Below are 13,180 nucleotides of genomic sequence, written 5' to 3' on the forward strand. Positions count from 1 at the left end.
AGAGACGCATTCCAGTAGATAAGGTGCGGTCGCCCTACGAGGCCGACGACTCAGAATCGCATCAAACTGGCATGAGCATAAGCAAAACGCTCACTTAAGCTGCTCCCTGCACGCGCGGGGATGGTCCCGACCTCATCTCCCTCGCCGGCGAGCCCGACGGCTGCTTCCCGCGGCCGCGGGGATGGTCCCGATCGCAGTGTCCTCGGACGGCCAGCCCGGACCTGCTTCCCGTGCTCGCGGGGATGGTCCCCTGGACTCCCACTTCGGTCTCGGGTACGCCGGTTGCTCCCTGCGCCCGTGGGGATGGTCCCCAGGACGCGGGCGTCGCGCAGGCGATCATGTCCTGCTTCCCGAGTCCGCGCGGATGGCCCCCGGTGTTCTGGACGAACCTGAAGTACAAGAACTGCTCCCCGCGCGCGCGGGGATGGCCCCTGCGACAGGGTGATGCCGTTCCCCTCGGTCGGCTGCTTCCCGCTCGCGTGGGAGCGGATGGCCCCCTCCCTGTTGGCCGTAGTGGTGGGTCGGGTGTGGTTCAGGGGTTGCTTACCACCGTGCTGACCGTGCGGGTGGTGTGCTCACCGTCGGGCTCACCTTCGGTCGTGCTGTGTTTGGGGGAGTGGCACGGTGGGTGTTTTGTCGGTTTCGGTGAAAGTTGCTTGGAAGCTGGTCGGTGTCGGGTAGAACTGCTGGTCAGGAAGTCTGCTCCCCGCGCCCGCGGGGATGGCCCCGCGACGCGGCCATTACCCGGGGCACCAACCAGCTGCTCCCCGCGCCCGCGGGGATGGCCCCCGCCTGGATCGGCGGCGACTGGATCGGCTGGGCCTGCTCCCCGCGCCCGCGGGGATGGCCCCGCTCGCCCCCACTCCACGGGGGGCGCGAACGTCTGCTCCCCGCGCCCGCGGGGATGGCCCCGGGCGACGGCCGCCGAAGTACTCGCCGCGCGCCTGCTCCTCGCACGCGCGGGGATGGTCCCGACAGCACCGTCAACCGCATCGGCGGCAGCTCCTGCTCCCCGCGCCCCGCGGGGATGGTCCCGGCTCGAACAGGTTCGTCACGCGCCAGCCGCTCTGCTCCCCGCGCCCGCGGGGATGGTCCCCCCATGCGGAGCGATCCGAGAACCTGGCGCAGCCTGCTCCCCGCGTCCGCGGGGATGGTCCCGGCTGGCCTCCACCCCGCCTGCCCGCGGACCCCGGCTCCCGCGACCGTGGGGATGGCCCCCAGGGCCTGTGGCTGGGGCATGTCGGTGTTTCGGTCGCTTGGGTCGCTGTTGACTCTGGTTCTGGTTCTGGGGCGGGTGCGGTTCGGGGGGGCTTGCCACCACACTGACCATGCCGGTGGTGTACTCACCATCGGGCTCACCATGGGGTGATTTCACCGGGTTGTATGAGAGCCACTGCTCCGGTGTGAATGGGAGCCAGGCGTAGGCCGTTCGTGGCGGTGATGCACTCGACCGTCGGCGGTGTTCTCCGGCGAGATTCGGAGCCACTGATCGGGTGACCGGCCGGGTCGGGCGGAGTGTCCAAGGGAGCTGGCGAGGGACTGTCGGTAGCTTGTCGGTGCGGGCCCGGGTCGCCTCCCTGACAAGTTGCGGCCAGGGCCTCGCCCTCGTCGTGGTGTCGACGTACTCCGAGAATTTCTCAGTGGGGTACGGGCGAACGGATCCAGTGAACCAGTCGCTACGGCCCATATACGCGCGTGACCATGAGGTGCCCCTCTTGAGTAGCCAACGCGTAGAAGTGCTGGAGATCCCTCAGCTTCTGCCGGACCTCGCTGATCACAAAGTCGGGCAGGTCTGAGAGCTGCTCACACGTCGTGACGATCGAGTCGATAGACAGGCCACGGAGGAAATGTGCGACCTCGGTAACTTCCTGCCGTGTCAGCACTGTGATCAGCCCACCCGGATCGCCGACCTCCCCGAGCATGTCACCCCCCAGGACCACCAAGCTCCCCACTCCTTGGGTGGGAATGGGGACCCCGGAGATCGTGACGTTCACGAGATCCCACAACTCCCCGATCTCGCAAAAGTTACTGAAATCAGTCTCTTCTCCCCAGTCCTCCTCATCCTGAGCTGCCTCAAAGCGGCTCTCCAGGAAATCTATCCCGTGAATGAATTCGTCCTCAGTCAGACGCCATTTGGTCACCGACATCCCCATCGAGACTTCCTCCCTCTCCGCTAGGAAAACCCTGGCCGAAGACTAACGAGTCTTCGAAACAGTGAGGGAGTAGGGGTCCGGGGTCCAGTCAGTCCTGGTGGGGGAAGAGAGATTCCTGGGTCGCCTGGAGACGGTAGGACTCGGTGCCGGTCTGGATCAGTGTGCAGCGGAAGGTGATCCGGTCGGCGATGGCCGCGCAGAGGCGGGCGTCGCCGAAGGTCTTGTCCCACTCCGTGAAGGGCGAGTTCGTGGCGACCGCAGTGGCCTTGCGCTCCTCGCGCTCGGTGAAGATCTGGAAGAGCAGCTTCGCGCCCTTGCGGTCCAGGTTGAGGTAGCCGAACTCGTCCAGGCAGAGGAGATCGATCTTGCTGTAGCGGGCGATGACCGAGGACAGGCGGCGGGCCGCGTCGGCTTCGGCGAGCTCGTTCACCAGCGCGCTGGTGGTGGTGTAGCGGACCGACAGGCCGGCCTCGGCGATCGCGGTGCCGATCCCGATCAGCAGGTGGGACTTGCCTGTGCCGGAGTCGCCGATCAGCACCAGCGGGCGGCCCTCACGGACCCAGGTGGGGGACTTGAGGTCCGCGACGACCTCAGGGGTGACGTTCGGGTTCTTCGCGAAGTCGAAGTCCTCCAGCCGCTTGGGCCTGGGGAAACGAGCCAGTCGCAGCAGTCGCTGCTGACGGCGAAGATCCCGGTCGGCGAGCTCGACCTGCAGCAGGTCGAGCAGGAACTGCTTGTAGGTGGCCTGCTCGCGCCGGGCGGTGGTGGCCAGGTCGATGAACCGCTCGCGGAACGCCGGCAGGCGAAGCTCGCGGCATGCCTCGTCGATGAGCATGTCCTCAGGGTCGCCGGGCAGCGACATCCTGCGCGCAGGGACCTTGTCGGTCTCCGGCTCCTCGTCCTGGTCGGTGACGGTGACGGTCGGGCTCATGCGCCGTGGCCTTTCTGGGTCTGGCTGGTGCGGCTGGGAAGCGGGCTCAACAGCCGGTCGTACTTGCTCATGTCGGGCAGTGCCTGGCGTGGGTCGGGCGGCAGCCGGCGCGCGTGCAGGGAGATCACCTGTGCCCCGCCCTGACCGGGCGACACTGTCGCGCTGTCCGCGGCCGTCTCACCGGGGCCGGCCAGGAGCTCGGCGTCGTCCGCATCGGTGCCCTCCATCGCCTTGCGGGCCTCGATCGCGACCAGGTCGGTGGAGACCGACCCGATCCGCAGACAAGTCTCCATCGCCGCCACCAGCGCCTCGCCGGGCAGCTGACGGTGCAAAAGCAGCACCTCAATCAGCATCCGGGTGCCCTCGCGGTCGCTGGCCTTCTTCTTCGCCGCTGCCCAGAACGCCTCGTGGACCTTGCTGAAGCCGCCCTCCGCGCGGGCCTGGGCGAGCGCCGAGGCCCCGGCGAACGCGCCGGGCTTGACCAGCAGGATCTCCAGGTAGTGATCCAGGATGTCGTGGTAGGTGTAACGCCTGGTCAGCCTGGGGTGGCGGGCGACGACCCGGTGTCCGTCGAACACCCACAGCTCGTTCGCCCGCAGCTTGACCCGGACCTTCGTGCCGATGAACTTCGCCGGCACCGAGTAGTAGCACTGCCTCACCGTGATCCGGGAGTTCCGCGCGACCGTCGGCGTCAGGTCGATCCCGCAGTCGTAGCCGTCCGCCGGCAGCGGCCGCAGCTTCTCCCGCTCGGCCTCGAAGTCGAACCCGATCGATGTCGGGCGGCCGTGGACGTGCCGGGCGTCCTCCGCGACGTCGATCGCGGCCAGCCGCTCGTTCAGCTCCGCCAGCGACTCCACCTGAGGCGGCGGGACCAGGTGCTTGCGGCGGAACCGGCCGCCCTCGTGCTCCACCCCGCCCTTCTCATGGGCGCCGTCCTGGCCAGGAGCGCAGTAGAACGCGGAGAACTGATACCAGGACTTGAACGACGCCCACCTGGCCGACTCCAGCCGCGAGCGGCCGAACAGCACCTGCTTGACCGCGGGCTTGAGGTTGTCGTACCGGATGTGGACCGACGGCACCCCTCCCAGCACCGCGAACGCCTCCACATGCCCTTCCAGAAAGGCTTCCTGGGACGCGGTCGCATAGACCCGGTGCACCGCCTTGCCCGAATACGACAGTCGCAGCGTGAACAGCACGCACTTGCGCCGCTGCCCAGCCAGGTCCAGCCAGAAGTCCGCGAAGTCGACCTCCGCCTCCTCGCCCGGCCTCTTCGCCTGCGGGACCATGCCCTCCAGACGCCGGCGGCCCTCCAGAGCCTCCGCACGGATTTGCGGCCGCCGCTTGGCCACGTAGTCGTAGACCGTCGTCAGCCCGGCCATCTCGAAGTCGTGCTCCGCCGCGAGACGCTCCATGATCCGCGGGATCGTGTGCTTCTGCTTCGCCGGCGCCTCCAGGTCCTCGCGCAGCATCGCGTCGATGAAGCCTTTCACCGGCTCCAGCACGCTCGGCCGCGGCGGCGGCGACTTTCGTTTCGGCGGCACCGGCGACTCCAACGCCTTGCGCACCGTGTTCCGCGACACCTTGAACCGCACGGCGAGCTCCCGCCCCGACAGCCCCTGCTCGCGATGAACCCGGCGGATCTTCTCGAACAGCCACTCACGTGACCTGTGCACCAGCGGTCTCCCTGACCTGGACCGTGATCAACAGGCACAGCGTGACGGCCAACCAGCGCAACCCCGCTCGATTACTCCGAAAGCGGCATGTTCCACACCATCACACCAGCTGGCTCCCGATCTCGCCGGAGATCCACCGGCTCCGGAACAGGCCGGAGTCGTGGCTCTACTTCACCCCGATAAAAACACACCATGGGGCGTGCTCTGCCCGGGGGAGTGGCTTGATGGGTGTTGTGCCGGTTTCGGTGAAAGTTGCTTGAGAGCCGGTCGGGCTCGGGTAGAACTGCTGGTCAGCAAGTCCGCTCCCCGCACGCGCGGGGATGGTCCCCCTTCCTCCATCTTCTCCTCGGTGCCTTCGGGCCGCTCCCCGCACGCGCGGGGATGGTCCCGCGGAGCTCTCGGAAGACGATCTCGCCTGGATCCGCTCCCCGCACGCGCGGGGATGGTCCCCAGTCCGGCGCCGAGGACGGGCGCGAGTACGTCCGCTCCCCGCACGCGCGGGGATGGTCCCTGGCCGAAGGCATCGACGCCGAGGAGGAACTCCCGCTCCCCGCACGCGCGGGGATGGTCCCAGATCGCGGACGTCCTGCGGGGTAACGGTGGTCCGCTCCCCGCACGTGCGGGGATGGTCCCGAACGGAAGTGACCGCCGCGACGACGCGCGGCCTGTTCCCCGCGCGCGCGGGGATGGTCCCGAAGGGCGGCCCCACATGGCAGCTCGTAGGGCCCGCTCCCCGCACGCGCGGGGATGGTCCCCAGCACTCGTAGACCTGGTCACCCGGGATCGGCTGCTCCCCGCACGCGCGGGGATGGTCCCTCGGACACCGTCTTGTCCCGCCGCTTCATCACCTGCTCCCCGCGCCCTGCGGGGATGGTCCCGCGGCGAACCGTGCGACGTCAGGCGCGCAGGACTGCTCCCCGCACGGTGGGGATGTTGCCTGCTGGTCGCGTGTGTCTGAGGGGCTGTCCTGTTGGTGTGGTGGTGTCGGTTCTTCGGTCGCTTGGGTCGCTTACCACCACGCTCACCATGGCTGTCGGGTTCTTACCGTCGTGCTCACCATGGAGTGTTCCCGGTCCGGGCCGGGGGTCGGTGCGGGGGTTTCGTCTGTTCCGGCGAAAGCGGTTCAGACGGGGTGGGGCGTCGGGTAGAACTGCTGGTCAGGAAGTCTGCTCCCCGCGTACGCGGGGATGGCCCCCACATGCGACACAAGACCCGCGCGGCCCTCGCCTGCTCCCCGCGTCCCGAGGGGATGGCCCCCTTCTGGAAACAATTGTTTCCAATCCGCCGCCCGGCTCCCCGCGCACGTGGGGATGGCCCCGAGGCCGGTGACCTGATCTTCCCCGAGGCCGACTGCTCCCCGCGTACGCGGGGATGGCCCCGTCGGCGGGGTGATCGGTCCGCTGACCAGTGGCTGCTCCCCGCGCCCGCGGGGATGGTCCCGACAACGGGAGTCCCCTGCTGCACCACCGCCCTGCTCCCCGCATGCGCGGGGATGGCCCCTGGCACTCCGGACGGACTGTCATCGCCGCACTCTGCTCCCCGTACGCGCGGGGATGGCCCTCCGCCGGACGCGAACCGCTGCACCGGAACGCTCTGCTCCCCGCGCCCGAGGGGATGGCCTCTCCTTCGCCACCCCGAGCCCTGGAAGGAAGCGCTGCTCCCCGCCCGCGTGGGGATGGCGGCGTCACTCCTCACGGTGTGGGGAGTGACGCCTGGGATGGTTGTTCCTCGTGTCGGTGGGGATGGTTTCTGGACTGTTCTGGTGTTCGGTGGGGTTTAGGGCGGTTTCCCGTGTCTGTGTGATGGTCCGGGTAGCGACGTCACCGCCCATGATCCGCCGGGCTGCTCCGCGCGCGTGTAGGGATGGTTCCGGCCGTGATCGGGGGTTGAATCCGGCTGGTTTTCTCTGTGTGGTGAGTGGGGGCCCCGGGGGCTGGTGCCTGAGAGGCAGGGTGGTTGTTTTCCCTGGTGGACGGGGGTGCTGAGAGCCGCTGGTGGGCCACGCTGTCTCACCGGTTGTGCCAGGCCGCGCACCCCGTCCTGCTGCTCCCCGACCCCGGGGGACGCCCCCCCTTTCGTGCCCGGCGCCCTTCCCGACTCCGGTGAACCGCGGGCTGCCGCCGTCCTGCTGCTCCCGAACCAGGGGATCACCCCTTTCGTTGCCCCGCGCCCTTCCCGTCTCTGGTGAACCCGTCCTGCTGTGGTCTTGCTGCTCCCTGTCCGGGGTGGTGCCGCCCGGGGTCTGTGTGAGGGGTTGTTGTGGGGTTCGGTCGCTTGGGTCGCTGTTCGGGTGCCCGGTGTCTGGTGTCTGTTCAGGCCCCGCCCCGCGCAGGCTCTGTTCTCGTCCTGCTGTGGGCTCGTGATACGGGTGGTGTGAGTGCTCTTCAGCGCGACCGGCCGGCCCGGGGATCCAGGACCGTGGAGACCCAGGGGGCCGCCTCTGTGTCGGGTGGGGCCCTTGACGGGTGCTCACCACACCGTTTCCTGGGACGTGCTCGTGCACGTTCCTGGGACGTGCTCGTGCACAAATACCGGATAGCCGAGTGAGGGACCGGCGGTCTCGCCCCCACGCTCCGCGCCGGCCAATGCCGGGACACGAACCGTAGGGGCGGGCAGCTGCGCCCCACGCTCAAGCCGTTCTCCCTTCCGCGGGACCTGGTCGAGGGCACACCGTTCCCAGCACCCAGCCCTCCCGACAACCACCCCCAGTACCTGCAGCGCTGGTGACGCATCATCATGTGCAGGCAGGAGCACTTGCCAAGGGTTCGGCCTGGAGGATGCTCGAGAGATCAGGTCCCCGGTCAGCCCCGGCGCCCGGCCGGTGCTCGTTCCCGGCCGCCCCGGTGCATCCGCGGAAGAGGCCGAACCCAGCCGAGGGGGCTGTTGGGGCCGCTTACCACCGTACTCACCATGCCCGCAGGGACGGCCCGGACCCTTGAAACACCAAGGCCTGGCTTTATCGAGCAGTAGCGACGTCGCTTGTCGATGGGTTTGGGAGGAGGCCCATTTCGCGGATGGGTGATGTCGACGAGTTCGCCAGGCGCTGCGGTTCTTGCCAGGGCTGCATCGGGATGCTCCTGGTGAAAGGTGCTGGTCATGCCCGCGGATGGCAAGGTCGAGCGGTACGTGGCGATCCGGCGTGACCACTGTCGCGGGACGTCGATGCGGGAGCTTGAACGCAAACACTGCATGACGTGGCGGACGGTGAGGCTTCCGCCGCAGGCGACCGGAGTGGACCGCTACAAGCTGGTGGCTGCGTTATGAGGCGCTGACGGGGCTCCGGCTTCGATCTCCCGCAGCAGTCTCCCGTCATCGTCATAGAGCTCAAGACTGAAGCTCAGACCGAGCCGGGTCAGCAGCGCTGCCAGTTCCTCGAACCGATGAGGATCGACAACTCCGTTCAGGAGCGTGTCCCCGTCGGTCGGGTCGACCTCGATCCGGCACCAGCTGGTCTCGACCTCATACGACTCCCACGACGAACCAGATTGGGAACTCCAGCCAGCCCCGATGAACCGCTCGGCCACCCACGATGCACTCGGGGCTCCTGCCAGGCCACCACACACGTTGTTGCTGATCTCAAGCCAGGCGGGATCGAGCGGCTGTCCCTCATCGGATATGTCCACAGCTGGATTATGAAGCAGACCCAAGGCCGGACGGAGGACTGTTACCTGCACGCGTGGGGGTGCGGTGTCGTCATACCGTCGGGGGTGTGGGGCAGGGCTGGGCCGGTGCGGTCCGGCAGCTGTGCGTGTGCCCGCCGTGAGGGGTCGGGAAGGCCGGTCATTCTCCGTGGGCAGGGTCAGATCCAGGGGGTGGCTCCCGCTGTCGATCGGCAGGCATTCAGCCCTGGCAGGACAAATTCCTCTCACCACGTCCCGCCCCCAACCCCCAAGGGATAAGCCCAGGGTTAAATCCAGGGTGGGGCCGGGATCGCGGTGGCTTGGCGGCCTCGGCTGCGGGGCAATCACGGCCCGGTGAACCGGTGTCGTCCCGGGCTCACGCCCCGGCCTGCCGCCCGGCGCCGCCCCGGGCCCACGTCCCGGGCCCACGTCCCGGTCTGCCGCCCGGCGCCGCCTGGCGCCGCCCCGGGCCCACGGCCCCGCCCGTGGCGGATCTGATCGGCCGCTCAGTCGCCCAGACGCCACGGCCGCAGCCGCCCGAGCAGATGGCCGGCCGGCATCGCGGCGGCGGCGGTGGCGACGATGCCCACCTTCAGGGCCACCGCATCCCGATCGCGGACAGCTGCTCCACCCGCTCCGGCGTCAGCGATGCTGCCCGGGAGCGCTGGTTGCTGACCCAGGCGCCGCCACGGCCGCACCCGTTCGAGGAGGTATCCGGCCGTGAGCGCGGCGGCCGTGGTGGCGACGACGCCCACCTTTAGGACCACCGCATCCCGATCGCGGAGAGCTGCTCGATCCGCTCGGGTGTCAGCGTCGCTGCCCGGGAGCGCTGGTTGCTGACCCAGGCACCGAGTTTGAGTGACACCTCCAGCCGCTCCCGGCCCTCCCCGCCCTCCCCGCTGCCATCGTTGCCGTCACCGTTGCCGTCGTCGCCGAAGACGATCCGTTCGATGTGCTTCCGGGGGACCCGTAGGTGTCCCTCGCGTTCGTAGAACCGGCAGGCGGCCTCGTAGTTGATCGCCCATTTGTCGGCCTGCGTACGACGCGGCGACGGTTTCTCCTCCTCGCCGGCAGGCTCGATCCCGAGGACTTGCCCGCACATCCACTGCTGTACGGTCGTGAGTTTGTCCCAGCCGAGCTGCTGTGCCCGTACCCACCGTCCGAGGTCCTCGCCCTGACGCATCACCGTTCCAGGCTCGGTCGGCAGTGTCCCGCCGGCCTCTTCGAGGTGGAGCCGGACGAGGTGGAAGGCCCGCTGCCATTCCACGGGCCAGGCCGGGCACCAGGACGGGTCGATGTCCTCCAGCTGTTCGCGCCGCTCCCCGGACAGGGCGCCGGCCCGCGTCTCCACCGGCAGCCCTTCGGCCTGGCGCTGTTCGAGGTCCTGGGCGCGTCGGGCGGCGGCCCGCGCGTTCTTCAGCCAGATACCCACCCGGTAGCCCTGGTACGTGGCATCGACAGGGGCCAGGAGATGCCCGTTCACCTCGGCCCACCCCCGCGCCGCGGACAGGCCCTCTTCCCATGCGACGTCGAAGTGCGACCACACCATGCCCAGCTGCTCCAGCTGCGCGACACGCTCCTCGTCCAGACGGCCGCGGGCGTGGAAACGCCGGTTGTCGGCGATCCACTGCCCGAGCGGGAAGTCTGCGAGCGTGGCGGGCCACCCGACCCCCTCCGCCTCCTCACCCTCCGGCACCCGGTATGTGAACGGCACTTTCAGGTCACCGTGCTCGCGCGCGAAGACGACGGCGGCCTGAACCCCGCGCCGCCAGTGCTCGTGTTCCGGGTCGAGCACCCGCAGCCGGACGAACGCCGCCAGCAGCGCCGGGTCACGCGGCGTGGAGAACTTCAGCAGCTCCCGCGCCGGCACCGACACCCCACCCGACCCGTTTCCCTCACCCCGTCCCTCCAGCCCCCCACCACGGCTCTGAACGCCCCGGACACCGCTCGACGCCTGCTGTTCGGCGAGCTGCTCCACCACCCGGGCATCGTGCGCCCGCAGCGCCTCCAGCAGCCTCGCCAGCCCGCCGAACGCCCGCGAAGTGAGCATGCTGTCGGCCGTCTCACCGGGCCCGAGGAGCACCGGCACCACGAGCGAGGCGACCTTGCCCTCGCCCGGGTGTATCCGCAGCGCGCGGCCCACGGCCTGGACGAGGTCGGGCATCGAGCCGCGCACATCCGCCCAGTAGACGGAGTCACACTCCCGGATGTCCACACCCTCCCCGAGCACCCTCACCGAACCCAGAAACCCCTTCTCCACCACCGTGCCGTCCGCAGCGGTCCCGGACGCGAACTCACCCAGCACCCGCCGCCGCCGGCCCGGCTTGTGCTCCCCGCACAGCCAGTCCGCCCAGACCGTCTTGGGGTACAGCCCCGGTTCGGAGGCGTGCAGCCGCGCCGCGACGTCGGGGAGGCCGGCCGCGAACGCTTCAGCCTCCTTGACGACGTGGTGGAACACGAGCGTGCGCCTAAAGCCCTCCTCCGCGGACGCCTTCACCAGGGCGGTCTGGAGCGCGGCGAGCCGCGCCCCGCGGACCTCGTCCGAGCGGCCCTCGGCGCCCAGGAGCTGCGCGGCCTGGAGCCGGGTGTCGGTGATGTCCACGCAGACGACCTGGTAGGGGGCACAGATTCCCCGGTCGATGGCCTCCGAGAGGGTCAGGGTGAAGCAGCGGGCGCCGAAGGGGCCCTCGGGGTCGTCGTCCATGCTCGCGACCAGCTCGCCCGGCGTGCCGGCCGCGCCCTCGCCCTCCTCGTCCATCTGCCACAGCCGGGGCGTGGCGGTCATGTAGAGGCGGCGCAGGGACGGGATACGCGTGTTGTCATGAACAACCGCCCACGGCTTACCCACCCGCCCCGACGTCCGGTGCGCCTCATCGACGACGATGAGGTCCCACCCCGCAAGACCGGCCCGGTGCGCGCGCTCGAGCGTGCCGAGCCCGAGGGAGGCGTACGTGGCGAACACCGTCACCCGCTCCAACGACCCCACCCACCCGACCAGCTCGTCCGCGTCCGTGGTGCTGGGGAAGGACACGTCCTCGCCCCGCAGGGACGAGACCCCGGTCATCGGGCCCGTACGGCCGGCCTCGCGCCACGCGGCCTCGGTCTGGGTGAGCAGGTCCAGCGAGGGGACGAGCACCAGCACCCGGCCCGCCCCCAACTCCTCCGCGCTGCGAGCCGCGACCAGGGTCTTGCCCGACCCGGTCGCCATGACCACCTGCGTCCGCACGCCCCGCTCCCCGGCACCCGGCCACACCGGCAACCCGAGCGCACGCACCACCGCGTCGACCGCCTCACGCTGATGCGGACGCAGAACCCTCACCACGCTCCGCTCCTCTCACCCCCACCTCACCGACGACGCGACCACCCCGAAACCCCGAGCGCAACACCCCACCGATAGGAGAGCACCATTCCAGTCTAGATCCCGACCCCATTTTGAAGCACTCAGGAGAACGACCCTCAACCCCGACCCCGCCCTCAACCCCGCGACCGCCCCCTCCCCGGCCCAGCCCTCAACCCCGATTTAGCCCTCAACCCCGACCCCAGCCTCCAACCCCGCCCCTCCTCCCGGATCCTGCACCGCCCAGCCCTCGACCGAGCCGGCCACCCCGTCACCCCCCCGGAGGTGCTCACCGAGGTATAGGAGCCCGGGCAAGGAGCACCGGAGCGCAAGACACGGATGATTCCCGCTGCGCCCCGTCCGAGAGGCGCAGCAGGGGTGACACGCTCTCTCCCGGGGATGGCTTTCCACCGTGTCACGCCCTTGCGGTGATGCTCCTGCTTCTACCCCGCGTGAGGGCTCGGTGGGCCCAGGCTCAGAAGGGAGGGTGGGGGCTGTTGCTGGGGCTTGGATTTAACCCTCGGTACTCCCAGGGCCCGGGTTCAGAAGGGTGGGGTGAGGGGCTGTTGCCGGGGCTTGGATTTATCCTCCGGTTTAACCCCCGGTGCTCCGAGTTTGTTCAGGCGGGCGTGGATCGCGCTGGGCTGGCGTGAGAAGACCTGTGCGAGGGACTCCGTGTCATGGCCTGCGGCGTGGAGCTCCAGGAGCCGCTGATCGTCCGTCTCGGTCCACCGCTGGTAGGCGTTGCCGTGTTGTGTGCGGACCTGGGCCACGGTGTAGGCACGGGTGTCCGGTCTTGGAGCGGCCTGCGCAGGAGCAGGCCGGACACTGCCGGCGAGTTTGGCTTCCTTCAGCGAGTCGACAGGGAATGAGCCCACCTCGGCGCCCTGCAGCCACAAGGTGACGATGCCGTTCTCAAACGTCATCACATCCGCCTGGACATCGATGACTCTGCGCAGCACATCCGGATCATCCGGATCGGGCACGAAATCGTTCAAACGTAAACGTACCTGAGGTCCAGTCACATCAGTCATGAGACCAGCCTGCCTGGCACCAGGCCGGCCCAACAATCCCGCCCCCACCCCCTCGCCAGGCACTTTTCAGGTGGGTGGAGCGAAGCGGAGACCACCAGACGTGGCCTGCCACGCCCGAGCCCCAACGAGCGCCCGACCTCAACTCCCCCCTCGCTTTTTGGGGGTTGGAGCGAAGCGGAGACCCCCAGACGAGGGGGAGCCCCCAACCGAGCCGCAACACGGCTCGGTTCCTCGCCCGGCGCAACGCACCCCCCTCGCTACCGGGCCGGCCGGACCACCCCACCCCCTCGCCAGCCGCTTTTCAGGTGGTTGGAGCGAAGCGGAGACCACCACCCGGGGGCTTGCCCCCCCCGCGCCGGGCCGCCCCCCCCCCCCCCGCGCCCCCCCCCCCCCCCCCGCCCCCCGGGGTGGGGGTGTGGGGGATGGGGTGTC

6 protein-coding genes, 1 pseudogene and 2 CRISPR repeat arrays are annotated in these 13,180 nt (G+C 69.5%); all 7 genes and pseudogenes read right to left on the minus strand.

What is annotated here, in order from left to right; translation table 11 throughout:
* Positions 1-699: 699 nt before the first annotated feature.
* Positions 700-1,219: direct repeats of the CRISPR family, unit length 31 nt; unit sequence CTGCTCCCCGCGCCCGCGGGGATGGCCCCGC.
* Between the two features lie 457 nt (positions 1,220-1,676).
* Positions 1,677-2,153 (minus strand): DUF1877 family protein, encoded by a 477-nt coding sequence (locus ACFW1I_RS35635; protein WP_383584786.1) that lies wholly within the window; start codon positions 2,151-2,153, stop codon positions 1,677-1,679.
* Positions 2,154-2,241: 88 nt separating this feature from the next.
* Entirely contained in the window at positions 2,242-3,084 is an 843-nt protein-coding gene (gene istB, locus ACFW1I_RS35640) for an IS21-like element helper ATPase IstB (RefSeq protein WP_383584783.1), read from the minus strand.
* Positions 3,081-4,757: an IS21 family transposase gene (gene istA, locus ACFW1I_RS35645; protein ID WP_384677796.1), complete on the minus strand. Its 1,677-nt coding sequence runs from the start codon at positions 4,755-4,757 to the stop codon at positions 3,081-3,083. Before istA ends, istB begins: the two co-directional genes overlap by 4 nt.
* A gap of 299 nt (positions 4,758-5,056) precedes the next feature.
* A CRISPR array of direct repeats spans positions 5,057-5,696; the repeat unit is 27 nt; unit sequence GCTCCCCGCACGCGCGGGGATGGTCCC.
* Positions 5,697-7,996: 2,300 nt separating this feature from the next.
* Complete coding sequence (locus ACFW1I_RS35650; RefSeq protein ID WP_384677798.1) at positions 7,997-8,380, minus strand: hypothetical protein; 384 nt, start codon at positions 8,378-8,380, stop codon at positions 7,997-7,999.
* A gap of 589 nt (positions 8,381-8,969) precedes the next feature.
* Positions 8,970-9,050 (minus strand): annotated as a pseudogene (locus ACFW1I_RS35655) (hypothetical protein); the annotation flags it as partial.
* Between the two features lie 84 nt (positions 9,051-9,134).
* Entirely contained in the window at positions 9,135-11,699 is a 2,565-nt protein-coding gene (locus tag ACFW1I_RS35660) for a Helicase associated domain protein (RefSeq protein ID WP_384677800.1), read from the minus strand.
* Between the two features lie 557 nt (positions 11,700-12,256).
* Positions 12,257-12,748, minus strand: a complete 492-nt coding sequence (locus ACFW1I_RS35665) for a hypothetical protein (protein ID WP_384677802.1) — start codon at positions 12,746-12,748, stop codon at positions 12,257-12,259.
* Positions 12,749-13,180: the final 432 nt, after the last annotated feature.

Origin of the sequence: Streptomyces sp. NPDC058955 (genome assembly GCF_042741435.1) — a bacterium.
In the GTDB taxonomy this organism is placed as follows: Bacteria; Actinomycetota; Actinomycetes; order Streptomycetales; family Streptomycetaceae; genus Streptomyces.